This is a genomic window from Paraburkholderia sp. UCT31 (assembly GCF_014397655.1).
Classification (GTDB): domain Bacteria; phylum Pseudomonadota; class Gammaproteobacteria; order Burkholderiales; family Burkholderiaceae; genus Paraburkholderia; species Paraburkholderia tuberum.
Genome location: NZ_VZQP01000054.1, coordinates 14,924 through 38,980, shown reverse-complemented (window position 1 = coordinate 38,980; position 24,057 = coordinate 14,924). Strand labels below are relative to the sequence as shown.

General features: G+C 64.8%; 23 protein-coding genes. 17 read left to right on the top strand and 6 right to left on the bottom strand.

The genetic code is table 11. From position 1 onward, the window contains the following. Positions 1–65: 65 nt before the first annotated feature. The 3 genes from F6X40_RS32920 to F6X40_RS32910 all read right to left on the bottom strand — a co-directional run bounded on the left by F6X40_RS32920 (position 66) and on the right by F6X40_RS32910 (position 3,063). Positions 66–1,154 (bottom strand): tartrate dehydrogenase, encoded by a 1,089-nt coding sequence (locus F6X40_RS32920; protein WP_187613527.1) that lies wholly within the window; start codon positions 1,152–1,154, stop codon positions 66–68. 94 nt (positions 1,155–1,248) lie between these two features. Next, entirely contained in the window at positions 1,249–2,172 is a 924-nt protein-coding gene (locus F6X40_RS32915) for a 2-hydroxyacid dehydrogenase (RefSeq protein ID WP_187630703.1), read from the bottom strand. A gap of 6 nt (positions 2,173–2,178) precedes the next feature. Continuing rightward, a complete protein-coding gene (locus F6X40_RS32910; RefSeq protein ID WP_187630702.1) occupies positions 2,179–3,063 on the bottom strand; it encodes a GNAT family N-acetyltransferase in 885 nt (294 codons plus the stop codon). 317 nt (positions 3,064–3,380) lie between these two features. Between F6X40_RS32910 and F6X40_RS32905 the strand changes: the two genes are divergently transcribed. From F6X40_RS32905 to F6X40_RS32855, 11 genes are all read left to right on the top strand, one after another. Next, the gene (locus tag F6X40_RS32905) at positions 3,381–3,995 is read left to right on the top strand and encodes a cupin domain-containing protein (protein ID WP_184068225.1); all 615 of its coding nucleotides are present in this window, start codon (positions 3,381–3,383) and stop codon (positions 3,993–3,995) included. A gap of 467 nt (positions 3,996–4,462) precedes the next feature. Further along, positions 4,463–5,956: an aldehyde dehydrogenase family protein gene (locus F6X40_RS32900; protein WP_187630701.1), complete on the top strand. Its 1,494-nt coding sequence runs from the start codon at positions 4,463–4,465 to the stop codon at positions 5,954–5,956. 106 nt (positions 5,957–6,062) lie between these two features. Continuing rightward, on the top strand, positions 6,063–6,731 hold the full coding sequence (locus F6X40_RS32895) for a haloacid dehalogenase type II (protein ID WP_187630700.1): 669 nt from the start codon (positions 6,063–6,065) through the stop codon (positions 6,729–6,731). 81 nt (positions 6,732–6,812) lie between these two features. Beyond that, the gene (locus F6X40_RS32890) at positions 6,813–8,090 is read left to right on the top strand and encodes an NAD(P)/FAD-dependent oxidoreductase (protein WP_187630699.1); all 1,278 of its coding nucleotides are present in this window, start codon (positions 6,813–6,815) and stop codon (positions 8,088–8,090) included. Between the two features lie 77 nt (positions 8,091–8,167). Then, entirely contained in the window at positions 8,168–8,971 is an 804-nt protein-coding gene (locus F6X40_RS32885) for an ABC transporter substrate-binding protein (RefSeq protein ID WP_187630698.1), read from the top strand. Positions 8,972–9,085: 114 nt separating this feature from the next. Then, a complete protein-coding gene (locus F6X40_RS32880; protein WP_184071925.1) occupies positions 9,086–9,742 on the top strand; it encodes an amino acid ABC transporter permease in 657 nt (218 codons plus the stop codon). An 18-nt stretch (positions 9,743–9,760) separates the two neighbouring features. Next, the gene (locus F6X40_RS32875; protein ID WP_187630697.1) at positions 9,761–10,537 is read left to right on the top strand and encodes an amino acid ABC transporter ATP-binding protein; all 777 of its coding nucleotides are present in this window, start codon (positions 9,761–9,763) and stop codon (positions 10,535–10,537) included. Beyond that, positions 10,534–10,845 carry a (2Fe-2S)-binding protein gene (locus F6X40_RS32870; RefSeq protein ID WP_187630696.1) on the top strand — a complete coding sequence of 104 codons (312 nt, stop codon included), beginning with the start codon at positions 10,534–10,536 and terminating at the stop codon, positions 10,843–10,845. The genes F6X40_RS32875 and F6X40_RS32870 overlap by 4 nt, the downstream gene beginning before the upstream one ends. Beyond that, positions 10,824–12,200, top strand: coding sequence for an NAD(P)/FAD-dependent oxidoreductase (locus F6X40_RS32865; RefSeq protein ID WP_187630695.1), 1,377 nt, complete (start codon positions 10,824–10,826; stop codon positions 12,198–12,200). Before F6X40_RS32870 ends, F6X40_RS32865 begins: the two co-directional genes overlap by 22 nt. Beyond that, the gene (locus F6X40_RS32860; protein WP_187630694.1) at positions 12,197–13,369 is read left to right on the top strand and encodes an NAD(P)/FAD-dependent oxidoreductase; all 1,173 of its coding nucleotides are present in this window, start codon (positions 12,197–12,199) and stop codon (positions 13,367–13,369) included. The genes F6X40_RS32865 and F6X40_RS32860 overlap by 4 nt, the downstream gene beginning before the upstream one ends. Before the next feature lie 11 nt (positions 13,370–13,380). Continuing rightward, the gene (locus F6X40_RS32855; RefSeq protein WP_187630693.1) at positions 13,381–13,782 is read left to right on the top strand and encodes a helix-turn-helix domain-containing protein; all 402 of its coding nucleotides are present in this window, start codon (positions 13,381–13,383) and stop codon (positions 13,780–13,782) included. Between the two features lie 92 nt (positions 13,783–13,874). Here the strand turns inward: F6X40_RS32855 and F6X40_RS32850 are convergent, their stop codons facing one another. From F6X40_RS32850 to F6X40_RS32840, 3 genes are all read right to left on the bottom strand, one after another. After that, positions 13,875–14,378: an Lrp/AsnC family transcriptional regulator gene (locus F6X40_RS32850; RefSeq protein ID WP_090811115.1), complete on the bottom strand. Its 504-nt coding sequence runs from the start codon at positions 14,376–14,378 to the stop codon at positions 13,875–13,877. An 88-nt stretch (positions 14,379–14,466) separates the two neighbouring features. Next, the gene (locus tag F6X40_RS32845) at positions 14,467–15,867 is read right to left on the bottom strand and encodes an aspartate aminotransferase family protein (RefSeq protein WP_187630692.1); all 1,401 of its coding nucleotides are present in this window, start codon (positions 15,865–15,867) and stop codon (positions 14,467–14,469) included. A gap of 260 nt (positions 15,868–16,127) precedes the next feature. Next, on the bottom strand, positions 16,128–17,018 hold the full coding sequence (locus tag F6X40_RS32840; RefSeq protein ID WP_184071912.1) for a GNAT family N-acetyltransferase: 891 nt from the start codon (positions 17,016–17,018) through the stop codon (positions 16,128–16,130). A 314-nt stretch (positions 17,019–17,332) separates the two neighbouring features. Here F6X40_RS32840 and F6X40_RS32835 point away from each other — a divergent pair, with 314 nt between their 5' ends. The 6 genes from F6X40_RS32835 to F6X40_RS32810 all read left to right on the top strand — a co-directional run bounded on the left by F6X40_RS32835 (position 17,333) and on the right by F6X40_RS32810 (position 23,988). Further along, on the top strand, positions 17,333–18,913 hold the full coding sequence (locus F6X40_RS32835) for an ABC transporter substrate-binding protein (protein ID WP_187630691.1): 1,581 nt from the start codon (positions 17,333–17,335) through the stop codon (positions 18,911–18,913). 132 nt (positions 18,914–19,045) lie between these two features. Continuing rightward, positions 19,046–19,999 carry an ABC transporter permease gene (locus F6X40_RS32830; protein ID WP_026226132.1) on the top strand — a complete coding sequence of 318 codons (954 nt, stop codon included), beginning with the start codon at positions 19,046–19,048 and terminating at the stop codon, positions 19,997–19,999. After that, a complete protein-coding gene (locus F6X40_RS32825) occupies positions 19,996–20,988 on the top strand; it encodes an ABC transporter permease (protein ID WP_187630690.1) in 993 nt (330 codons plus the stop codon). The genes F6X40_RS32830 and F6X40_RS32825 overlap by 4 nt, the downstream gene beginning before the upstream one ends. Further along, the gene (locus F6X40_RS32820; RefSeq protein WP_187630689.1) at positions 20,988–22,943 is read left to right on the top strand and encodes an ABC transporter ATP-binding protein; all 1,956 of its coding nucleotides are present in this window, start codon (positions 20,988–20,990) and stop codon (positions 22,941–22,943) included. The genes F6X40_RS32825 and F6X40_RS32820 overlap by 1 nt, the downstream gene beginning before the upstream one ends. Before the next feature lie 35 nt (positions 22,944–22,978). Then, complete coding sequence (locus F6X40_RS32815) at positions 22,979–23,359, top strand: helix-turn-helix domain-containing protein (protein ID WP_184071904.1); 381 nt, start codon at positions 22,979–22,981, stop codon at positions 23,357–23,359. Positions 23,360–23,634: 275 nt separating this feature from the next. After that, the gene (locus F6X40_RS32810; protein WP_187630688.1) at positions 23,635–23,988 is read left to right on the top strand and encodes a DUF1428 domain-containing protein; all 354 of its coding nucleotides are present in this window, start codon (positions 23,635–23,637) and stop codon (positions 23,986–23,988) included. Positions 23,989–24,057 lie beyond the last annotated feature (69 nt).

Here is a 24,057-nt window from a genome sequence, read left to right as displayed (position 1 = left end):
TTGGCATGCGATGGCAGAGCGCCCGACGCGCGCCGGGCAGTCAGTGCTGCCTGCTCTGTGAGTGATCAGGACGGATTGGCGACCCGAGCCGCGATCGCCGCGCCGACCTCCGTGGTCGATGCGCTGCCGCCCAGGTCGCCCGTGCGCGGGCCTTCCTTCAGCACCCGCGTGATCGCGGCGACGATGGTGTCGTGCGCATCGCGCTCGACACCCGCGCCGTGGCCGAGAAAGTCGAGCATCATCGCGGCCGACCAGATCATCGCGACCGGATTGGCAATGCCCTTGCCGGCGATGTCGGGCGCCGAGCCATGCACCGGCTCGAACAGCGACGGAAAACGCCGATCGGGATTCAGGTTGCCCGACGGCGCGATGCCGATCGTCCCCGTGCACGCCGGCCCGAGATCGGAAAGGATGTCGCCGAACAGGTTCGATGCGACCACCACGTCGAAGCGATCCGGGTTCAGTACGAAGCGCGCGCACAGGATGTCGATGTGCTGACGGTCCATCTTCACATCCGGGTAGCGGGCGGCCATTTCATCGGCGCGGGCGTCCCACCACGGCATGCTGATCGCGATACCGTTGCTCTTCGTTGCAACCGTGAGTTTTTTCGCTCGACGCTGTGCAAGGTCGAACGCGAACTTCATCACGCGCTCGGTGCCGTGGCGCGTGAAGATCGACTGCTGCATCACGACTTCGCGCTCGGTGCCCTCGAACATCGTGCCGCCCACCGACGAATACTCGCCTTCGGTGTTTTCGCGCACGATCATGAAGTCGATATCGCCCGGCTTGCGGTTAGCGAGCGGGCAGGGCACGCCTTCGAACAGCCGCGCGGGGCGCAGGTTCACGTACTGGTCGAATTCGCGGCGAAACTTCAGGAGCGAGCCCCACAGCGAAATATGGTCGGGCACCTTGTCGGGCCAGCCGACCGCGCCGAACAGAATCGCATCGCAGTCCTGCAGTTGCGCCTTCCAGTTGTCGGGCATCATCTGGCCGTGTTGCGCGTAGTAGTCGCACGACGCCCATTCGATATGGCGGTAGTCGATGCCGATGTCGAAGCGTTTGCATGCGGCGTCCAGCACGCGCAGGCCTTCGGGCATCACTTCGGTGCCGATGCCGTCGCCGGGAATCACGGCAATGCGGTATTTGCGGGTCATACGTCTCTCTCCTTGCCGTGATCGCGCGCCGTCTGCTGACGCCGGGCGGATGGCGAAATGGGGTTGCGTTCGGGGGTCGGGCCGCGCATGGGTATCAGTAGCCGCGCGTCCGGTCGATCAAGCCGTTCATCCGCTCGCCGCTGCGATAGCGGCGCAGGTTTTCCAGTACCGCATCGACGGCCGATTCGGGCCGCGTCGCGCTCGCGATATGCGGCGTGATGCGCACGCGCGGTTGCGCCCACAGCGGATGGTCGGCGGGCAACGGCTCGGGGTCGATGACATCGAGCACCGCGCTGTGAATCTGCCCGCGTTGCAGCGCGTCGAGCAGATCGGCGCTGACGAGTTGCGGTCCGCGGCCGACGTGAACCAGCGACGCGCCTCGCGGCAGCATGTCGAATACCCGCCGGCAGAGCAGGCCGCGCGTCGCGTCCGTGAGCGGCAGCAAACAGATCAGGATGTCGGCACGGGCAAGCAACTCATCGAGCCCGGCCTCGCCCGCATAGCAGTCGATCCCTTCGAGCGCATGCTTCGAGCGGCTCCAGCCCGCGCAGGCGAAGCCGAACAGCCGCAAACGCTCCAGTACCGCACGGCCAAGCATGCCGAGGCCGAGCACGCCGATCCGACGGGACGCGGCGGCGCGCAACGGCATCGGCTGCCAGACGCGCGCCCGCTGCTGCAACCCGTAATCGAACAGATCGCGGTGAATCGCCAGCACCGCCTCGGTGACATATTCGACCATGCCTTCGACGATGCCCGGCTCGAGCATCCGCACCACCGGCAGATGCGCCGGAATCTGCGACAAATCCAGTTGATCGACTCCCGCGCCGACCGAAAACACCACTTCGAGATTCGGCAGCGTGAGCGCGAGGTCTCCCGGTTGCCACGCGACCAGATAGCGCACGGCCGTGGGATCGCCGATGTCCGGCCACACCCGGAACGGCACGTCGGGCGCCAGCTGCGCGAAGCGCTCGGCCCATAGCGCTCCACGCACCGGATCGGCTTTGTAGAGGACGGTCATTGGCGGTTACGCCATCGCCTGATTGATGATGCCGAACGCGCGCCAGCCCGGGTCCGGGGCCACCTCGCGCAAGTCGGCGGGCGCGTTGCGCACCATTTTTTCGACCGAGTCGACGCGCGGCATGCCGACATGGGTCAACCAGTCGTTGATGCCGGCGTCGTCCGGCACGTCGATCCGCACGAAGTCGCCGGCGTGCTGCGCGAGCCAGTACGAAATCAGTGCGCGGGCACGCAGATCGTCGGACCCATGCTGCGCGACCACCGGTCCAACCGAGTAGCCGCGTCCGAACGGACGGAACAGCGAGAAACCGACCACTTCGCCGTCACGTTCGAGAACCACGGCTTGCGCGAACCCGAGCAGCGCCGGTATCGTCGCGCTGCGGTCGAAGCCGCTCGCGCGCGACGCGAGTTCGATCAGCTTCGGCGTGTCGTCCGGCCTCGCGGCACGCAACTGTTCGCCGGGCGGCGGCGCGACAGCGGCCACGCTGCCGAGCGTGCCCTGATGCTGGGTGAGTCCGCCGCAGCTGACGAAGCCGAGCTTTTCGTAAAGCGGCTTGCCCGCGACCGTTGCGTGCAGGAAGGTCACGCGGTTGCCCAGTTCTTCGAGCACCAGTTCCATCAGCCTGCGGCCGATGCCCCGGCCCTGTTCGTCCGGCGAGACGATCACGAGGCCGAGCGTGCCGCGGTCCGCGCCGAATTTCCAGCAGAGCGCGGTGCCGATCACGGCGCCATTGTCTTCGGCGACGAAGCCGGTGCCGGCGTCGTACATGAAGCGCCAGTCATCGGCGCGGTGCGGCCAGCGCACCGCAACCGAGAGGCCGTGCGCGGCGGCGATGTCATCGGCAGTGAAGCGGCGATAGGTCAGTGATTTCTTCACGGTTGATTCGGACACTGCAAACTCCTGCTGGCGGCATGATCAGCCTAGACTGTGGCATTCCCGGTGCCTGCTTCATAGGACGATCTTTTTGTTATTCGGGCCGGTGCGTGGTCGGGTCTGCTTCACGGCGGCAGCGACGCGCAACGCAATTGCACAGGTATTTTTGGCGTTCACCGCGCGGGTGCTATATTCAATATAATGCTGAAAATTGAACGGGCGTTCATTGTAACGAAGCGGCTGGCGCCTCATGGGATGCGAGCGTGCGCGCCCAGCACAACAACCGCACCGGCGGCACATGGGCAGCCGGCCGCAGCGTCATCAACGGGAATCACATGCAGCGAACCGAGCTCAGCAAGAAGCGCACGGCCGACCCGGGTCACGGCGACGTCGGCGCTCGTCTGCGCGCGCTGCGCGTCGCGCAGGGTCTGTCGATCAACGAACTGGCGATGCGCGCGGGCGTGTCGGTCGGCACCGTCAGTCAGGTCGAGCGCAACAAGGCCAATCCGTCGGTGCGTATTCTCGAGCGCCTGCGCCTGGCGTTGGAGGTTCCGCTGACCGCGCTGCTCGAAGAAGACGACGCGGTCTCGGACCCGATCACCGGCGATTTCGTGCGCAAGGCGGCCGAGCGGCCGCTGTTCGAAGTCGGCAAGAACGGCATGCAGAAAGAATTGCTGTCGCCGCATGGCGATCACGATTTGCAGATGATGATCATCATGTTGCCGGCCGGCTCCGGTTCCGAAGAGGTGCTGGTGGGCATCGGCGAGAAGGCGGGCCTGGTGCTGGAAGGCACGGTCGTGCTGAATGTCGGCGACCGGCGCTCCGAACTGCGCGCGGGGGACAGCTTCCAGTTCAAGAGCACGGTGCCGCATAGCGTGCGTAACGAAAGCAGGAAGACTGCTCGTTTGCTGTGGATCATGAACACGCAGCCGCCCGTCATTCATCTTTGATCTGTTTGTTGTACCGGAGCCGCAAGCCGCATGTCGTGTGGCAAGCGGCACCGTCTTCCCTCTCTTTTCCTCGCTCGCTCTGACGCGTCGCGTCCGGTTCGCACGGACGGCGGCTGACGTCAACGCCTTTCTCTCATTCACATTTCGGTTTTGCGTTGCACGACGGAACGGGCGTGTCGCGTCGCCTCGCTCGTGCGCGCCCCAGCCGTGTGGGCTTGCGGCCCGTGCCCACCAGTGCGGCGGTGTGCTCTCCGAGGCAGGCAATGTATTGCAGCGCACAACGAACTTTTCACACAGTTTATTTTTGACCACTAGTATTTCATTTGGTGTTCATTAAAATGAACTTCATCCGATGTTCGTTCATTCGGCGGTCGCGATGGCGAACAGCAGTGCCGAGTGGTGCCAGCAGTCATCAGTGCGTGAGCGCACGCGGCACCACACACTTGAACCTACTGATCAGGCCGGACATGTCCACTCCGTCACTCGATTTCGATCCTTCAGCCGTGCCGTTGCCGCAGGGGCATTTCATTGGCGGTGCGTACTATTCGGCGGGCGAAGCGCAGATCGCCGTTCACCGGCCGTCGGACGGCGCGCTGCTTGGCCATGTGCCGGACGCGTCGGACGCCACCGTCGATCACGCAGTCAGCAATGCGCTAGCGGCATGGAAGACGAGCGGCTGGGGCACCCGCTCTCCGCGCGAGCGCGCGAAGGTGCTGAGCCGCTGGGCCGATCTGATCGATCGCGATGCGGTGAGCCTCGCCCAACTCGAAACGGTCAGCTCGACGCGTCCGGTGACGGAAAGCTATACATCAGATGTGCCGTTCACCGCGGAGGCGATCCGCTTCTTCGCGGAGCTGGCCGACAAGCTCGGTGGCGATATCGCGGCCACGCGCCGCGACAGTCTCGGTTTTGTTGCATCGGAGCCGTACGGTGTGATCGGTGCGATTACACCGTGGAATTTTCCGCTGTCGATGTGTTCATGGAAGTGCGGTCCCGCGCTCGCGGCGGGCAACGCGGTCGTGATGAAACCGTCGGAAATGACGCCGTTCTCGACGCTGCGTCTCGCGGAACTCGCCATCGAAGCCGGCATTCCTCCGGGCATCTTCAACGTGGTGAATGGCCGTGGAGCGACGGCGGGCGCCGCGCTGACGCGTCACCCAGGCATCTCGAAGATGAGCTTCACCGGTTCGACCCGCACGGGCGCCGCGATCATGAGCGACGCCGCGATGCACGGCACCAAGCCCGTCACGCTGGAACTCGGCGGCAAGAGCCCGCAACTGGTGTTCGAGCATGTGCGGGACCTCGAGCATGCGGCGCGCTGTGTCGCCCGCGGCTTTACGGCCAATGGCGGCCAGGCCTGCGTGGCCGGCACGCGGCTGATCGTGCACGAGCGCATTGCCGAGCCACTGATCGCCGCCATTCAACGGCAACTGCAGCCGATCGAGCCCGGCCCGCTGTGGGACAGCCGCACCGCTTATTCGCCGATCATCAATGCCGCCCAGGCGCGACGCATCGAAACGCTGATCGGGCAGAGCTGCGGGAGCGGCGCGGAAGTCATCTTCGGCGGCGGCTTTTTCGAAGGCACCGACGAAGGCTATTTCCACCGCCCGACGCTGCTCGCCAATGTGACTTCAGAGACGCCCGCCGTGCGCGAGGAACTATTCGGCCCGGTGCTGACGGTACAGACATTCGCCGACGAGGAAGAGGGCATCGTGCTCGCCGCGCATCCGATCTACGGTCTTGCGGCGGGGGTCCATAGCAGCGACATCGGTCAGGCGCTGCGGGCGATGCGCCGCATCGCCGCGGGCACCATCTGGATCAACCGTTACGGCCGCAGCGGCGACATGATCATTCCGACGGGCGGCTTCGGCCAGTCCGGTATCGGCAAGGATCTCGGCCGCGAAGCGATGGTGGCGAGCATGCGGCACAAGAGTGTGCTGATCGATTTCGAAACGCTGTGAAGCCCGGCTTTACACCTGATAGACGCAAGCATCAACCGCACCGATTCAACCCGAAACTGAACCCCGAGCCTGCAACCAGGTTCGCCACGACGACAGGATGTTGACCATGATCGATTTCGAGCCGAAGTACATCACTTTCGACTGCTATGGCACGCTGACCAACTTCCAGATGGGCCAGAGCGCGCGCGAGCTTTACGGCGACAAGCTGGACAAGGCGAAGATGGATGAGTTTGTCGAGTTCTTCCGTGGCTACCGCCTCGACGAAGTGCTGGGCGCATGGAAGCCCTATCGCGACGTGGTCGTGAACTCGGTGCGCCGCACCTGCGAACGCACCGGCGTGCCGTTCGACGAAGCGACCGCACTGAAGATCTACGAGGCCGTGCCGAGCTGGGGCCCGCACGCGGACGTGCCGGAAGGGCTGTCGCGGCTGGCCTCGAAGTACAAGCTCGTGATCCTGTCGAATGCATCGGACGACCAGATCCACAGCAACGTCGACAAGCTCGGCGCGCCGTTCCACAAGGTCTACACCGCCCAGCAGGCACAGGCGTACAAGCCGCTGCAGAAAGCCTTCGAGTACATGTTCTCGCAACTGGACTGCAATCCGGAAGACGTGCTGCATGTGTCGTCGAGCTTCCGCTATGACCTGATGACCGCGTATGACATGGGCATCAAACACAAGGCGTTCGTCAACCGCAGTCACGAGCCGCTGAACCCGTATTACGGCGTCAACGAAGTGTCGGGCATCCCGCAACTGGCATCGCTGCTCGGCCTCTGATTCGCACGTCCGGCCTTCTCACGACATCGCTTCCCGCGCGCCGCTGAAAGCGGCGCAACCAACCGACAGGAACGCATCACGATGAAGCTCGACTCCTACTGGCTCGACACTGCGCCACGCTTTACCAGCGGCGTCCAGGGTCCGCTACCGCCGCGGGTGGACGTTGCGGTGGTCGGCGGCGGCTTCACCGGGCTGTCGGCTGCGTTGGAGCTGGCCAAACGTGGCATGTCGGTGATCGTGTTCGAGGCGGGCCGACTCGCGGCGCAGGCATCGGGCCGTAACGGCGGCCATTGCAATACGGGCGTCGCGCAGGACTACGCCGCGTTGTCCGCGCGCATCGGCAGCGAACGCGCGTCCGAGTTCTACCGTGCGTATGCCGGCGCCGTCGAAACGGTGAAAACGATCATCGCAGAGGAGCAGATCGATTGCGATCTGCGCCACTCCGGGAAGATCAAACTCGCCGCGAAACCGCAGCATTTCGCGTCGCTCGCGAAGTCGTACGAGGTGTTGCGGCGCGAAGTCGATTCCGATGTCGAACTCGTGCCGCCCGAGCAGATTCGCAACGAGATCGGGTCGGACAGCTTTTTCGGCGGCCTCGTGCAACGCAACGGCATGCAGATGCACATGGGCAAATTCGGCGTGGGTCTCGGCACGGCAGCGGCACGGCGTGGGGCGCAGATCTACGAGAACACGCCGGTGACGAACCTCAAGCCGCTCGGCGGCAACGCGTTCGACGTGCAGTGTCCGCTCGGGACGGTACGCGCCGAGCGCGTGCTGATTGCCACCGGCGCGTCGCAGGTCGGTCCGCTGCAATGGTTCCGGCGCCGCATCGCGCCCGTCGGCAGCTTCATCGTCGCGACCGAGCCGTTGGGCAAGGCGCGCCTCGATGCGGTGTTGCCGACGCGCCGCTCGTATGTGACGACGCTGAACATCGGCAACTATTTTCGTGCGACGCCGGACGAGCGTCTGCTGTTCGGCGGCCGCGCGCGCTTCGCGATGTCGAATCCGCGTTCGGACGAGAAAAGCGGGCGGATTCTGCGTGATGGGCTCGCGCGCTATTTCCCGCAACTGGCCGACGTGCGCATCGATTATTGCTGGGGCGGCCTCGTCGACATGACGGCCGACCGGCTGCCGCGCGCAGGCCAGCACGAAGGACTGTTCTATTCAATGGGCTACAGCGGCCACGGTGTGCAGATGTCCGTGCACATGGGCCGTCTGATGGCCGACGTGATGTTCGGCGCCGCCTCGCGCAATCCGTGGCGAACGCTGGAATGGCCCGCGATTCCAGGACATTTTGGACGCGCGTGGTTTCTGCCGCTCGTCGGCGCGTATTACAGGTTGCAGGATGTACTGCATTGAATGGATCGACTGATCGCTACCGTTAGATGGTCGGGCAGCGCGTAGATTGAAAATCACTATTCCCAGAGGAAATCCCCATGTTGCGTTTCATGTTCCAGCCTGCAGCCGCCGTCCGCTTCAACTCTGTGCAGCGCTTTGCCGCCGGCGCGGGTCTCGCGATGACGATGATGTTCGGCGCCGCCCACGCTGCCGAAACGGCGACGCTCACCGCGGGCTCGCCGCCGTCGAGCGCGCCGACCACGTTCATGAACGTGAAGACGCAGCAGATCGAAGGCCTGATGCCGGATGTCGTCAAGGAGATCGGCAGGCGCGAAAACTTTAACGTGTCGTACGACGCGGTGCCGTTCTCGGCGCTGATCCAGTCGGTGGTAGCGGGCAAGATCGACATCATCGTTGCCGGCATGACGCCGACGCCGAAGCGCGCCGAAGTGGTCGATTTCTCGCAGCCGGTGACGGCGTTTGGCGAAGGCATCATCGTGAAGGACACGAACAAGGCGGTCTATCACTCGGTGCAGGACCTGAAGGGCATGACGGTCGGGGCGCCGACCGGTACCGACTACGGCGATCAGTTGAAGAAACTCGGCATCTTCACCGAAGTGAAGATGTACGACAGCCCCGCCGACATGACGCGCGATGTCGCGCTTGGCCGCATCGTCGCGGGCTTCAACGACTATCCGATCCTGAAGGCCCAGGAAGCAGCGGGCGCGATGGCGGGGACGCGGGTCGACGACGCGTATGTGCCGATGGAAAAGTTCGACATCGCGATCGCGGTGAAGAAGGGCAATAGCGCGCTGATGGCGAAGATCAACGACGCGCTGACGAAGATGAAGGCCGATGGCACGCTCGACGCGATCCTCAAAAAGTGGCACCTGGTGAGCTGATTGGCTTCGCGTGAAAAGAGCCGTGCCCGCGGCGACGCGGGACTCGTCCTGCCAGGTCCGTCGCGCAGCGGCGCGGCGGACTGAACGAATACGAAGAGCAATGGAAGGCACGACATGCACTGGCAAGATATAGCCGACTTTGTACCGATTTTGCTGGAAGGCGCGGTGATGAGCATCGTCATCACGCTGGGGTGTCTGGTGTTGAGCACCGTGCTCGGCCTGACCTGGGCATTGCTGAAGATGTCGCGCTATCCCCTCGTCGTACGCGGTGTGAGCACGATGATCAACGTCGTGCGCGGCCTGCCGATGATCGTGCTGCTGTTCTACATCTACTTCGTGCTGCCGGAAATCCACATCCAGGTGTCGGCACTGCAGGCCAGCATCATTGGGCTTGGTTTCGGTTACTCGACTTACGTCGCGGAAATTTTCCGGGCGGGTATCGAGGCAGTCGATCCGGGCCAGTACGAAGCCGCGCAGTCGATCGGCATGGGCCGCGTGAAGACGATGATACGGGTGATCCTGCCGCAGGCGATCAAGGTCGCGCTGCCGCCGTACAGCAACACGCTCGTGATGATGCTGAAGGATTCATCGCTTGCGTCGACCATCACGGTCGCCGAAATGACGCGCGAAGGCCAACTGATCGCGTCGTCGACGTTTCAGAATCTGACGGTATATACGCTCGTCGCGCTCGGCTATCTCGCGATGAGCTTGCCGCTGATGAGCATGACCCGCACGCTTGAACGACGTTTCGGTCGGCACAGGGCGAGATAAGTGCGAAGTGAGGATGCGATGATCGAAATCACGAATGTGCACAAGAGTTTTGGCACCGTACCCGTTCTCAAGGGCATTTCGCTCAACGTCCGCCAGGGCGAAGTGGTCTGCCTGATCGGTGCGTCGGGCTCGGGAAAGTCAACCCTGCTGCGCTGCATTAACGCGCTGGAGTCATACGACGAAGGCCAAATTCGTCTGCTCGGCGAGCGCGTCGAACAGCGCGCGCGTAACATCAACCAGTTGCGCACCCAGGTCGGCATGGTGTTTCAGCGCTTCAATCTGTTCCCGCACCGTACGGCGCTCGAGAACGTGATGGAAGGGCCGGTGCATGTCAAGCGCCTCGCGCGCGCGGACGCGCGACGCGAAGCGTCTGAACTGCTCGACAAGGTGGGGCTCGGCCACAAGCTGCACGCCTATCCTCATCAGCTGTCGGGCGGGCAGCAGCAACGGGTGGCGATCGCGCGCTCGCTCGCGATGAAGCCGAAGGCGATCCTGTTCGACGAGCCGACCTCGGCGCTCGATCCAGAACTGGTCGGCGAAGTGCTCGGCGTGATGCGCACCCTTGCACGGGAAGGCATGACGATGCTGGTGGTCACCCACGAAATGGGCTTTGCGCGTGAGGTGGCAGACCGGGTGTGTTTTCTGCACGCGGGGCTCATCATCGAGGAGGGCACGGCGCAGCAGGTGCTGGGCTCGCCGCGCGAGGCGCGCACCCGCGAGTTCCTGCGCCACGTGCTGACCAATCGCAGCGACGCTCACGTCGCGCCCGACGGTATGGCAGGAGCCGCGGCATGAACGGCAGATTCGTACGCGTAGGCGAGACGGTTCGCGCCAAAGTCGAACTGACGATCAACGGCGCGCCGGTCGAAGCGCTGGCCGGCGACACGCTGCTCACTGCGATGCTGTGCTCGGTGCGGCATGTGCGGCAGTCCGAGTTCGGCGCGGAACGACGCGCGGGCTTTTGCCTGATGGGCGCGTGTCAGGACTGCTGGGTATGGACCGCGGACGGCGAGCGGCTGCGCGCCTGCACCACGGTGGTCGAAGCAGGCATGCGCGTCGTCACGACGCAACCGGAGGCGCAATGGCCGAACCTCGCATCGTAATCGTCGGCGCCGGGCCTGCAGGGGTGCGCTGCGCGCAAACGCTGCTGGCGGCCGGCATCCGCCCGATCGTCGTCGACGAAGGCAGGCGCGATGGCGGCCAGATCTACCGGCGTCAGCCCGATGGCTTCACGCGGCCGTATTCGAAGCTGTACGGCACGGAAGCCGCGCGCGCGGAGAACCTCCATCGAACTTTCGAGCGACTGCGCCCGCAGATCGATTACCGTCCGCAGACGCTGGCGTGGAACGTCGCGCAAGGCAAGCTGCATATCGTGCATGAAGGACACGCGAGCGTGTTGCGCTACGACGCGCTGATCCTGTGCCCCGGCGCGACCGACCGGTTGATGCCGGTCAAAGGCTGGCAGTTCGCCGGTACCTACAGCCTCGGTGCCGCGCAGATCGCGCTGAAGTCGCAGGCCTGCGCGATTGGCCGTCAGGTCGTTTTCATGGGTACCGGCCCATTGCTGTATCTGGTCGCGAACCAGTATGTGCAGGCGGGCGCCAGGGTAGCGGCGGTACTCGACACGTCGAAGACCGGTGCGCGCTTGCGCGCGCTGCCCAAATTGCTGGCGCGCGTCGACGTATTGCGCAAGGGCCGCGCGCTCGTGACCGCATTGAAGCGCTCAGGCGTGCGGGTGGAAAACGGCATCGAGCCGCTCGAAATTCTCGGCACTCCGGACGACGGCGTGCTTGGCGTACGCTTTCGCGATGCGCGCGGCAACGTCGCGCAGGTCGATTGCGACGCGGTCGGTCTCGGCTATCACCTGCGGCCGGAAACCCAGCTTGCCGATCTCGCGCGCTGTGCGTTCCGTTTCGACGCGATCACGCGGCAATGGGTGCCGCAAATCGACGAACTCGGTCGCAGTAGCGAAAAGGGCGTCTATATCGCGGGCGATGGCGCGCGCGTGCTCGGCGCGGACGGCGCCGAGGTCGCCGGACGGCTCGCGGCCCACGCTGCGCTGAGCGATCTCGGGCGGCCCGTTGCGGCGACCACGCTCGACGCGTTGACGCGCGAACAGCGCAAAATGGATCGCTTCCGGCTGGGTCTGGCGGAGGCGTTTGCGTGGCCTGCCGCGCAGGCGGCGCGTCTGTCCGACGATACGATCGTTTGCCGGTGCGAAGGCATCACCGCGGGCGAACTGCGCCGCGTGGTGCGCGATGAAGGCGCGCAGGAAGCGAACCGTGCCAAGGCTTTTAGCCGTGTCGGTATGGGGCGCTGTCAGGGACGTTACTGCGGCCATGCGGGTGCGGAGGTGATCGCGGCGGCGGCGAACGTGCCGCTCGAGCAGGTTGGCAGACTTCGTGGACAGGCGCCGGTCAAGCCGCTGGCCATTGCAACCGTGGAGGATACCGAGTGAACCGTGCACAAGCCGATGTTCTGATCGTGGGCGGCGGGTTCATGGGTGCGTCCGCCGCATTTTTTCTGAGGCAGCGGGGCCGCTCGGTGATCCTGCTCGAGCGCCAGCTCGTCGGGCAGCAGGCGAGCGGCACCAACTTCGGTAACGTGCGCCGTCAAGGGCGCTTTCTGCCGCAGTTGCCGCTGGCGAACCGTTCGCGCGAAATCTGGGGGCGTCTGCCGGAATTGATCCAGCACGACGCCGAGTTTCTGATGTCGGGCCATGTCCGCGTCTGTTATCGCGAAGAGCAGGCCGACCAGTTCGAAACCTATGCGAAGGAGGCCGCGCACTACGGTCTCAAGCTCGACCTGTTGCGCGGCGACGCGCTGCGCGCGCGGTTTCCGTTTCTCGGTGCGGAGGTGCTGGCGGGCTCCTATTCGCAGATGGACGGGCACGCGAATCCGCGCCTCGCGGCGCCCGCGTTCGCCCGCGCCGCGGCTCGGCTCGGTGCGCGGATCGTCGAAAACTGCGATGTCGTGACGGTGGAAAAAGAGGGCGCCGAGTTTCGCGCCACGAGCGCCGACGGCCGCACGTTTCATGCGCCCGTGCTGCTGATCACGGCGGGTGCGTGGGGCAACCTGCTGTCGGAGCAGTTCGGCGAAGCGGTGCCGATCGCCGTCAACGGTCCACAGATGGCCGTTACCGAACCCGTGCCGTATGCGATCCAGCCCGTGGTCGGCGTGTCGTCGCCGCAGATCGAAGAGGTGGTGTATTTCCGCCAGGTCGCGCGCGGCAATATCGTGATCGGCGGCTGCGCGCGTGCGCCTGCGTATCTCGACGAGCGTCGCGCGAAGGTTCTCCCGTCAAGCACGTTGCTGCAGTTCAGACAGCTGCAGCGGGTCGCGCCGATGCTGCGCAAGCTGAACATCATCCGGGTGTGGAGCGGCGTGGAGGGCTATATGCCCGATGACAAACCGATCATGGGTGCAAGCGGGACGACCAGCGGCCTGTTCTATGCGTTCGGTTTTTGCGGCCACGGTTTTCAGCTTGGTCCGGGCGTAGGCGACACGATGGCCGAACTGATCGACACCGGCGCCACCAGCACGCCGCTCGAGCCGTTCGACATCCGCCGCTTCGCGACCGGTCGGGAGACGGCACCGACAGTGCCGCCCACGTCGCGCGTTGCGTGAGCGGAGCGTCGATGCTGAGCCTGAGCCCAACCTCATCATCATCCGCGCCTGAGCTTGCGGGCGCGAGCCGTCATCCGACGCGCGCGCCGAATCGCGTGAGCCGCGCCGTGCAGCGTGCGCTCGACTTCATCGATGCCTGTTTCGCCGAGCCAATCAGCCTGTCCGAACTGGCTGCCGTCGCGCAGTTGAGTATTTCGAGGTTTGCGGTGCGCTTCAGCGCGGAGATTGGCGTGTCGCCGCAGCAATATGTGCGGCTGGTGCGCGTCCGGCAGGCGCAGTGCCTGTTGCGACGAGGCTTGCCGCCGTCGATCGTCGCGACCGAGGTGGGCTTCTTCGATCAAAGCCATCTATGCCGGCACTTCAAACGTGTGCTTGGCAGAACGCCGGGGGAATGGCTGAGCGCGAATGGTTGACTGCAAGTCGACAGGCCACCGGCGTCGCGCCGGTGGCCTCGAACGCATTCGACCCGATCGGGCCGGCACGCGCAGCCGAAACCGTCACCGCTTCATTGATGCTGCTGCGAGAAGAGCGTTTCCAGCGGGTATTCGGATTTCACGAATGGCGTCTTGATGATGACGTAGCTGAAATACTTCTCGATGCCGATGTCGCGCTCCAGCAGCCCTTCGATCACGCTCTGATAATGATTGACGCTGCGCGTGACGAACTTCAGCAGGTAATCGTAGCCGCCGCTCGCCAGATGGCATTCAATGATCTCGTCCACAGGACGGATCGCCGCCTCGAACTTGGCGAAGTCTTCGCGACGATGGTCGGCGAGCGTGACCTCGGTGAACACGATCTGCACGTCACCGAGTTTCTGCAGTTGGATATGTGCGCCGTAGCCGACGATATAGCCGGCTTTTTCAAGCCTTTTCACGCGAATCAGACAGGGGCTCGGCGAGAGCCCCACGGCGTCCGCAAGCTCGACGTTCGTGATACGGCCTTTCTTCTGGAGTTGCGAAAGAATACGCAGGTCGATCCGGTCCAGCTTCGTGTCGCCGCTTGTCGTCATGTATCGGTCTGCCCGTCGAAGGTTCTGCTTTTCGCTTCGTTGCGCTTCGCTTTGGTCAAGCAACGCGCAGGCCGATGTTATCACGCGCTCAGGCGGCCGCGCGGCTCGCGCCGCGCAATGCGGCACGCACCTCCGCCTGCTCGAGCACGTCGTCGAGCGTGCGCCGCAGACGGCCGAACAGTTGTTCGAACTCGGCCTCGCCGAAGCACAGCGCGGGCGCGAAACCGAGAATGCTGTCGCCGAATGCGCGGAACACCAGGCGGTTGCGGTAGGCTGCGGCCGTGATCCGGTCCGGCAGCTTCAGCGACGGATCGAAGCGTGCCCGCGAGTTCTTGTCCGCGACCAGTTCCAGCGCGCCGAGCAGCCCGCGATGACGCGAGTCGCCCACCAGCGGATGAGCGAGCAGCGCGTCGAGCCCGGCGGCAAAGCGCGGTGCCTGCGCGATGCCGTTCGCGAGCAGACCGCCCTCCTGATAGAGACGCAGTACTTCGAGCCCGATGGCGGCGCTTACCGGATGCGCGGAGTAGGTCTGACCATGACCGACGACCGCGGTATCGCGCGCATCGCCTGCAATACCCTGGTAGATTTCGTCGGACATCAGCACCGCGCCCATCGGCGCATAACCGGAGGTCAGCCCCTTCGCCACCGTCATCAGATCCGGCTCGACCTGTTCGGCCTCGCACGCGAAGAGCGGGCCGGTACGACCGAAGCCCGTGATGACCTCGTCGGCGACGAACAGGATGTCGAGGCGGCGGCACGCGTCGCGCATCGCCTTTAACCAGCCGACCGGCGGCACGATCACGCCGCCCGAACCCTGGATCGGCTCGCAGAAGAACGCGGCGACGTTCTCCGCCCCGAGTGACGCGACTTTCGCTTCGAGCGCGGCGACGGATGCGGCGATCAGCGCTTGCGCGTCACTGCCTTGCGGCTGACGGTACGCATACGGCGACGGCAGATGGTGCTGGTGCGGCAGCGGCAGGTCGAAGTTGCGGTGGAACGCGGGCAGCGCAGTGAGCCCCGCGCCGACCGACGACGATCCGTGATAGCCGCGTTCGAGCGCGATCATCTGCTTTTTCGCCGGGCGCCCCGTTGCATTGAAGTAATGCGTGATGAAGCGTATCGCGGAGTCGATCGCATCGGAGCCGCCGAGCGTGAAATAGACGTGCTGCAGCGAAGCGGGCGCAAGCGACACCAGTTTTTCGGCCAGTTCGATCGCGGGTTCCGACGAGAAGTGGAAGTAGGTGGTCGCGTAGGGCAGCTTCGTCATCTGGCGCGTCGCCGCTTCGACGATGCTCTGCTGGCCGTAACCCACGTTCACGCACCACAGGCCCGCAAATGCGTCGAGCAGCTCGTTGCCGTCGATATCGCGCAGATACGCGCCCTGGCCGGATTCGAGTACGGTGGTGCCGCGCGCTTCGTGCGCGCGATAGTTGATGACCGGGTGAATCAGGTGCTTGCGGTCGGCGTCGATCAGCGATGAGTTTGACATGATGGTGGTTCCCCGCACGTGGCGATCAGGTAAGAGTCACCCCTCGATAGTAGCGACAGCCGTATGCGTGCCGTTCAGCCAAAAAAAAGCCTAAAGAGCGTCGACGCAGCGTTTTTCACCCCGCAGACAGCATTTTCTGCTGGGCATGCTTAATAGCAGGGCGAACCCCAACGCTGCCGTGCATGAGCGGCCGTGTTTGCGTGTGGAAGAGAGATGCGCCGCGATGCAGCGGGTTCAGGTTCAGCGTGGCTTCACCTGGCTCAGGTGAGCGACTGCGCGATCACCGCATACTGATGCAGCCCCGGGTCGGCGCGGCTCGACTCGCCATCGGCTGGCGCGGATGCAAGCCGGCGCATCTTCACGACCGTCTCCGAGCGTGCGAGACCGAGGCCGGTTAGCCACTCGCGCAGGCCGTGTCCGTGCGGCACGTCGATGCGCACCAGCGCGCCTTCGTTCAGCGCGAGCCAATGGCTGATCAGCGCCTTGGCCCGCACGGCGTCGGGAAACGCGCTGGCGACGACGGGGCCGATCACGAAGCCGCGTCCGAAGCGGCGGAACAGCGAGAAGCCGAGTAGTTCGCCGTCGCGATCGAGCGCGATACCGTCGGCCAGATCGAGCAGCGGCGGCAGTACGTGGCTGCGATCGAGGCCGCTAGCGCGTGATTCGAGCGCGACGAGTTGCTGCGCGTCGCTCGCCCCGAGCGGGCGCAGCCGCTCGTTGGCGGGCAGCGCAACGAGCGGCGGCCGGAACGCCGCACCCTGCATCTGGTCGAGGGCGCCGCAGCGCTCGAAGCCGAGCGCGTCGCACAACGGCTGGCCAGCCTCGGTCGCATAGAGCGTGATGTCACGCTTGCCAAGCTCGTCGAGCGCGTGCGCGAGCAACGTGCGGCCGATACCCACGCCGCGATGCTCCGGCGCGACGATCAGCATGCCCAGCGTCGCCTGATCCGCGCCGAACTTCCAGCAGACCACGGTGCCGACCAGCGCGCCCGCCGTCTCGGCGACGAAGCCGATCCCGGTGCGCGCCGAGAACCGCCAGTCTTCACGGCGATGCGGCCAGCCGATCGCGGCGGACAGGCGTTGAGCGGCAGGGATGTCGTCGGCTGTCAGGCGTCTGTAGGTGAAACGTGCGTGAGGCGTTGGATCGGACACGGGGCGCTCCGTGAATAGTCGGCCGTGCCGCGACTGTTGCACGTTGCCCGCTGATTGACTAGTACGAACTTCTCATCGTGGGGGGCGTCCTGTCCAGAACATCAGGGTCAACGCCAGGAGCGGCAAATCATGCTGTTTTGACCACTCAAAACCATGTTTTCGAATGGTCGAATCCACCGATACGCGATCAACGCCATTTTTTGCAGTGCTTAAATCGATTCATGCAATGCCACCGCGCCGCGACCAGCACGCGGAGCGCCGTCGAACACCAATGCTGGATACCCCGCGTTCAATCCCGAGTGAGGAGCAGTTGCATGTACGACGACCCAATCAAAACGGGCGGCTTCAGCCGCCGTGACATGATGCGTTTGCTGGCCGCCGGCGGCATCCTTGCCACCGGCGCGGGAGGTCTGCTGGCGGGGGCTCGCCCGGCATTCGCGGCACCCACGCCGAAGAAAGGCGGCAAGATCCGGGTGGCCTACGACGCATCCTCGACCGCGGATACGCTCGACCCGGCCAAGGGTTCGGCAGGCTCCGATTACATCCGCTTCTTCATGTTCTATAGCAGCCTGACGCAGCTCGATTCGTCGCTGACGCCGAGGATGAATCTCGCCGAATCGATCGACACCAGCGACGCGAAAGTGTGGGTGATCAAACTGCGCAAAGGCGTCACGTTCCACGACGGCAAGCCACTCGCGCCCGCCGATGTCGTCTACTCGCTGATGCGTCACAAGAATCCGGCAATGGCGTCGAAGGTGAAGACGCTGGCCGATCAGTTCGTGGAGGCGAAGCAGACCGGTCCCAACGAAGTCACGCTGACGCTCGCGTCCGCCAACGCGGACCTGCCCGTGATTCTTGCCACGCCGCAATTCGTGATCATCAAGGACGGTACGACGGACTTCACGACGGCCGTCGGCACCGGCCCGTACAAGCTGAAGACGTTCAAGCCCGGCGTTTCGACCGTCGGCATCCGTAACGACAGTTTCTGGAAGACCGGCGGCGGCCCTTACCTCGACCAGATCGAGCTGATCGGTATCGGCGATAACGCGGCACGGGTGAATGCGCTGCTGTCCGGCGATGTTCACCTGATCAATTCCGTCGATCCGCGCGCGACGCAGCGCATTGCCGCGACGCCGGGCTATGAGGTGCGCGAGACCAAGTCGGGTCTCTATACCGATCTGATCATGCGCCGCGACAACCCGCTGACGGGCAACCCCGATTTCGTGCAGGGCATGAAGTATCTGTTCGACCGTGAGCAGATCCGCTCGGCGGTATTTCGCGGTTATGCGGTGATCGGCAACGATCAGCCGATTCCGCCCGGACACCGCTACTTCAATGCGTCGCTGCCGCAGCGTCCCCACGACCCGGACAAGGCGAAGTTCCACTTCCAGAAAGCCGGAGCAATCGGTACGACGCTGCCGCCGATCTATGCGACCACCGATGCGAACGGCTCGATCGAGATGGGTGTGCTGCTGCAGCAGTCCGCCGCGAAGATCGGCGTGAACCTGGACATCAACCGCGTGCCGGCGGATGGTTACTGGTCGACGCACTGGATGAAGCATCCGCTCGGGTTCGGCAACGTCAATCCGCGCTCGAGCGCCGATGTGCTGTTCACGCAGTTCTTCAAGTCGGACGCCCCGTGGAACGAGTCGGGCTGGAACAACCCGAAGTTCGACCAGTTGCTGGCCGCGGCCCGCTCGGAAACCGACGATGCGAAACGCAAGCAGATGTACGGCGACATGCAGGTGCTGGTATCGGAGCAGGGCGGCATTGGCATCCCGACCTTCCTGAGCCTGCTCGATGCGAACGACAAGCACTTGCAAGGGCTCCAACCCGTGCCTACCGGCGCGATGATGGGCTTCAACTTCGCCGAGTACGTGTGGTGGAACGCGTGACCCGCTGAAGCGCCCGGACGCGGCGGGTGGCCCCCGCCGCGCCGCTCGCGGCAGGCAGCCGCAGCGCACCCGAGCGGCACGGCTCATGTGTGACTCGCCGTGTCGCGCAGCCTAACCGAGGAGCTCATGCCCATGAACGGGAATATCGCCCAGTTGATCGGCCGGCGCGTCGCCGTCACTGCGCTGACGCTGCTGATTGTCTCGATCATCATCTTCGTGATCACCAACCTGTTGCCGGGCGATGCCGCGCAGGCCGCACTCGGCCAGTCGGCGACGGCGGATACGGTCGCGGCGCTGCGGCTGCAGTTCGGCCTCGACCAGCCGGCATACCTGCGGTACTTCCATTGGCTCGTCGGTCTGCTGCACGCGAACTTTGGCGTGTCGCTGTCGAGCAATCTGCCGGTGTCCGAGATGATCGAAGGGCGCCTGCCGAAGTCGCTGACCCTCGCGGCGATCACCACCGGGGTGTCGGTGCCGATCGCGGTGTCGGCGGGCATTCTTGCGGCAGTCAAGCGCGACTCGCTGATCGATCGGATCGTGAGCCTCGGTACGCTGTCGCTGGTCGCCACGCCCGAGTTCCTGATCGCGACGCTGGCGGTGCTGGTGCTGGCCGTCAAGCTGCACTGGCTGTCAGCGCTGTCGTACAGCGGTGAGATCGAGAGCCTGCACGACTTTCTGCGCGCGTATGCGATGCCGGTCGTCACGCTGTGCGCGGTCGTGATCGCGCAGATGGCCCGCATGACACGCGCCGCGGTGATCGAGCAACTCAGTTCTTCGTATGTGGAAATGGCGATGCTCAAGGGCGCGAGCCCCGCCCGCGTGGTACTGCGCCACGCACTGCCGAATGCGATCGGCCCGATCGCCAATGCAATCGCGCTGAGCCTGTCTTATCTGCTTGGCGGCGTGATCGTCGTCGAGACCATCTTCAACTACCCGGGCCTCGCCAGCCTGATGGTCGACGCGGTGAGCAACCGCGACTTCCCGCTCGTACAGGCCTGCACGCTGCTGTTCTGCCTCGGCTATCTGCTGCTCGTGCTGCTAGCCGACCTGTGCGCCATCATCTCGAACCCGAGGCTGCGGACATGACGATTCTTCGACCTTCTTCCGATGCGCCTCACCGGCTCGGTGCGCTCGAACCGGTGCAACGCAGCAGCATGATGCCGGAGGGCGCCGATCCCGCGCGGTCCTGGGGCGGCGGCGGAGGCCCGGCGCCTCGGCCGGTGCGCCGTCGCAGCCTCGCGCAACGCATGAACCTGTCGACCGGCGGCTGGATCGGCCTCGCGATGGTCAGTTGCGCGTTGTTCGTCGCGGCGTTCGCACCGTGGCTCGCGCCGCATTCGATCGGCGCGATCCTCACGCCTGACGTATTCGCGGGCTTCAGCGCGAAGCTGCCGTTCGGCTCCGACTACCTGGGTCGCGACATGTTGACCCGCATCATCTACGGGATGCGCCTGACGGTCGTGCTCGCGCTGGCGGCGGCGCTGCTCGCGGCGCTCACGGGGACCATGCTGGGACTGCTGGCGGCCGTGGCCGGCCGCCGGATCGACGAAACCATGAGCCGGCTGCTCGATGCGGTGACGTCGATTCCGTCGAAGATGTTCGCGCTGATGATCGTCGCCGCGTTCGGCTCGTCACTGCCGTTGCTGATCGTGACCGCGGCGATCAGCTACATGCCGGGCTCGTACCGGATCGCCCGCTCGCTGGCGGTCAATATCGGCACGCTCGAATACGTGCAGGTCGCGCGGGCGCGCGGCGAAAGCGCGCTCTACATCGCGTGCTTCGAGATGCTGCCGAACATGATTCATCCGATACTCGCAGACACCGGACTGCGCTTCACTTTCGTCGTGCTGCTATTGAGCAGCCTGAGCTTTCTCGGTCTCGGCGTGCAGCCGCCGTATGCCGATCTCGGTTCGCTGGTACGCGAGAACATCGCCGGCCTCGGTGAAGGCGTGCCGGTCGTGATCCTGCCCGCGATCGCAATCGCGATGCTCACGGTCGGCGTGAACCTGCTGATCGACGGACTGCCGCATCATGGCCGCCGCAAGGGCATGCCTGATGCCGATGGAGGCCACTGATGAAGGCACCCTTTTTCAGACGTGCTCACGCGGCCTTTGAGGCCATCTCGAGGACCGCGCCGCTACCGCCGTCGAATCTGGTCGAGGTACGGGGCCTGCGCGTGGTGGGAAGCCGGCCCGGCGAGCCGGATACGACGATCGTGCATGACATCGACTTCGAGATTGCGCGCGGCGAGGTGCTCGCATTGATCGGCGAGTCGGGCTCGGGCAAGACCACGATCGCACTGTCGCTGATGGGCCATGCACGCAGCGGCTGCCGCATCGCGGGCGGCGCGATCCGGGTGGGCGACACCGACGTGCTCGGGCTCTCGCCGAAAGCGCTCGCGGGATTGCGTGGCCGCAAGGTTGCCTACATCGCGCAAAGCGCGGCCGCTGCGTTCAACCCGGCGCGCCCGATCATGGACCAGGTGATCGAAAGCGCGCTGATTCACGGCACGCTCAGCAAGCGCGCCGCGCGGGCCAAAGCGGTCGAACTGTTCCGCGCGCTCGCGCTGCCGGAGCCGGAGACGATCGGCCGGCGCTACCCGCACCAGGTGTCGGGCGGCCAGTTGCAGCGGCTGATGGCGGCGATGGCGCTGATCACCGACCCCGAACTCGTGATCCTCGATGAACCGACCACGGCGCTCGACGTCACCACGCAGATCGACGTGCTGCAAGCGTTTCGCAGCGTGATCCGCCAATGCGGAATGACGGCTGTCTACGTATCGCATGATCTGGCGGTGGTCGCGCAGATGGCGGATCGCATCGTCGTGCTAAGCAACGGTGAAATCCGCGAAACAGGCCGCACCGAACAGATTCTGCATGCGCCGGCGCACCCGTACACGCAAAGCCTGATTGCTGCCGTGACGCCCGTCGCCCCGGCTGCCTGCGCCTCGGCGGCTCCCGACGCAGCCCAGCCGAACACGCCGCTGCTCGAACTGCGCGGTCTGACGGCCGGCTACGGCCGCACCGACGCGAAGGGCTGGCCGCACAAGGTCATTCTGCGCGACGTGGACCTCGTGATCGATCGTGGTCAGACGGTAGGCGTGATCGGCGAATCCGGTTCGGGCAAGACGACGCTCGCGAAGGTGATCGCCGGGCTCGTGCCGATGGCGCGCGGCAATCTGCTGCTCGACGGTGAGCCGCTCGCCGCCAACCTCAGCCGCCGCAGCCGCGAACAGTTTCGCTGTATCCAGATCGTGTTCCAGAACGCCGACACCGCGCTTAATCCGACGCACACCGTCGAGCGCACGCTGGCGCGTCCGCTGAAGTTCTATCACGGCATGAAGGGCGAGGCCGCGCGGCGCCGCGTCGCCGAACTGCTGGGCCTGGTGCGCCTGCCTGCCGAGCTGGCGCAGCGGCGCACCGGAGAGCTGTCGGGCGGGCAGAAACAGCGCGTGAATCTCGCGCGGGCGCTGGCCGCCGAACCCAAGTTGATCCTGTGCGACGAAGTCACGTCCGCGCTCGATACGGTGGTCGGCGCTGCGATTCTCGAGCTGCTGCGCGATCTGCAAAAGAAGCTCGGCGTGTCATATCTGTTCATCACGCACGACATCGCCAAGGTGCGTGCGATCAGCGACGACATCGTCGTGCTGTACGCGGGGCACCGCGTCGAGACGGGCAACCGCGACGCGTTGTCGGCGCCGCCGTATCACCCGTATTCACATCTGCTCGTGTCGTCGGCGCCGGAGCTTCGCGCCGGCTGGCTCGAAGAAGCGGGCGAGCGTTGTCATCAGACGTTGCCGCCGATCGGTGAGTCGACCCGTGAGCCGGAGCTTTGCACATTTCTCGCGCGATGCCCGATGCGCATCGACGGTGTCTGCAATCGCACGTCGCCGAGCGTGCGCACGCTCGCGAGCGGCGCGCAGGTGCTGTGCCATCGCAGCGAAGCGGAACTGGAGCGATACCAGAGCGGGCCGCCCGACGGTGCTGCTGCGGCGAGCGTGCTCGCGCAGTCCGGCACGGTGCGGGTCTGATGCCGCTACGAAAACGTAGCGCGAGGGGATAGAACATGACCGGAGTCTTCTACGACTGCGCAGGCGATAGGACCGTGGCGATGTCGCGCGCGATCAGGCGGGCCGTGGCTTTTATCGAGAGTTCGTTCGCGCAGCCCGTCAGCCTCGCGACGCTTGCCGCCACCGCCGGGTTGAGTGTTTCGCGCTTCGCCACCCTGTTTCGCAAAGAGGTGGGTATTTCGCCTCATCGCTATGTGTGTCTGGTGCGAATTCAGCACGCTAAACGGCTATTGCGTGACGGCGTCCCGCCCTGTGAGGTCGCTGCCGAAGTCGGATTTTTCGATCAAAGTCATCTTGGCCGACACTTTCGGCGCGCGGTCGGCGTGACGCCGGGACATTTCGTTGCTTCGCCAGAATCGGGCAGCGCATTCAGATGAAGCGAGGGGCCGATGGAGATGAGCTGGACGCGTTGCAGTGGGGTAGGCGAAAGAGCTGCCTGGTTCAGAGATAGCGTGGGCAACCTGCTCGGCATCGGGCAACCGCCTAAGTAAGCAGGCCGACGCCATGCCTCGAAGAGCCGCAGGCTATCAGAGCAAAGGGACGCGACTATTGTCGATTTTTTGACTCCCCGCTCGTCGTGCGTGTGGGCGGCCGTGTTGCGATGCGCTGCCTACCGGCACCTACTGTGCGTGTGTAAACAAGGAGATTGCAAATGAATTACATCGATGGATTTGTTGTCCCCGTACCTACGGCCAACCGCGAAATTTACAGGCAGTTCGCCGAAAGAGCGGCGGCCGTCTTCAAGGAGTACGGCGCGTTGAAGGTGGTCGAGTGCTGGGGAGATGACGTGCCAGAGGGCAAGGTGACGTCGTTCCCAATGGCGATCAAGCGCAAGGATGATGAGACGGTGGTGTTCTCCTGGGTTGTCTGGCCGTCGCGGCAGTCGCGAGACGAAGGGATGAAAGCGGTGATGGCCGACCAACGGCTGCAACCGGAAAAAGATCCGATGCCTTTTGACGGTCAGCGGCTAATCTATGGCGGTTTCGAAGTGATCGTCGACGCGTGATGGCGTAAAAATATGGCGCCGGTTCGAGTGAGACGCGAGCCGACGCCGCTGTCCGGCATTGAACATCCG

Excerpts from the sequence above, each read along its gene's own strand:
- F6X40_RS32920 (WP_187613527.1), bottom strand. The coding sequence starts at position 1,154 with ATGACCCGCAAATACCGCATTGCCGTGATTCCCGGCGACGGCATCGGC.
- F6X40_RS32845 (WP_187630692.1), bottom strand. The coding sequence starts at position 15,867 with ATGTCAAACTCATCGCTGATCGACGCCGACCGCAAGCACCTGATTCAC.
- F6X40_RS32835 (WP_187630691.1), top strand. The coding sequence starts at position 17,333 with ATGTACGACGACCCAATCAAAACGGGCGGCTTCAGCCGCCGTGACATG.
- F6X40_RS32820 (WP_187630689.1), top strand. The coding sequence starts at position 20,988 with ATGAAGGCACCCTTTTTCAGACGTGCTCACGCGGCCTTTGAGGCCATC.
- F6X40_RS32865 (WP_187630695.1), top strand. The coding sequence starts at position 10,824 with ATGGCCGAACCTCGCATCGTAATCGTCGGCGCCGGGCCTGCAGGGGTG.
- F6X40_RS32900 (WP_187630701.1), top strand. The coding sequence starts at position 4,463 with ATGTCCACTCCGTCACTCGATTTCGATCCTTCAGCCGTGCCGTTGCCG.
- F6X40_RS32825 (WP_187630690.1), top strand. The coding sequence starts at position 19,996 with ATGACGATTCTTCGACCTTCTTCCGATGCGCCTCACCGGCTCGGTGCG.
- F6X40_RS32915 (WP_187630703.1), bottom strand. The coding sequence starts at position 2,172 with ATGACCGTCCTCTACAAAGCCGATCCGGTGCGTGGAGCGCTATGGGCC.
- F6X40_RS32880 (WP_184071925.1), top strand. The coding sequence starts at position 9,086 with ATGCACTGGCAAGATATAGCCGACTTTGTACCGATTTTGCTGGAAGGC.
- F6X40_RS32815 (WP_184071904.1), top strand. The coding sequence starts at position 22,979 with ATGACCGGAGTCTTCTACGACTGCGCAGGCGATAGGACCGTGGCGATG.
- F6X40_RS32830 (WP_026226132.1), top strand. The coding sequence starts at position 19,046 with ATGAACGGGAATATCGCCCAGTTGATCGGCCGGCGCGTCGCCGTCACT.
- F6X40_RS32885 (WP_187630698.1), top strand. The coding sequence starts at position 8,168 with ATGTTGCGTTTCATGTTCCAGCCTGCAGCCGCCGTCCGCTTCAACTCT.
- F6X40_RS32905 (WP_184068225.1), top strand. The coding sequence starts at position 3,381 with ATGCAGCGAACCGAGCTCAGCAAGAAGCGCACGGCCGACCCGGGTCAC.
- F6X40_RS32890 (WP_187630699.1), top strand. The coding sequence starts at position 6,813 with ATGAAGCTCGACTCCTACTGGCTCGACACTGCGCCACGCTTTACCAGC.
- F6X40_RS32810 (WP_187630688.1), top strand. The coding sequence starts at position 23,635 with ATGAATTACATCGATGGATTTGTTGTCCCCGTACCTACGGCCAACCGC.
- F6X40_RS32895 (WP_187630700.1), top strand. The coding sequence starts at position 6,063 with ATGATCGATTTCGAGCCGAAGTACATCACTTTCGACTGCTATGGCACG.
- F6X40_RS32875 (WP_187630697.1), top strand. The coding sequence starts at position 9,761 with ATGATCGAAATCACGAATGTGCACAAGAGTTTTGGCACCGTACCCGTT.
- F6X40_RS32850 (WP_090811115.1), bottom strand. The coding sequence starts at position 14,378 with ATGACGACAAGCGGCGACACGAAGCTGGACCGGATCGACCTGCGTATT.
- F6X40_RS32870 (WP_187630696.1), top strand. The coding sequence starts at position 10,534 with ATGAACGGCAGATTCGTACGCGTAGGCGAGACGGTTCGCGCCAAAGTC.
- F6X40_RS32855 (WP_187630693.1), top strand. The coding sequence starts at position 13,381 with ATGCTGAGCCTGAGCCCAACCTCATCATCATCCGCGCCTGAGCTTGCG.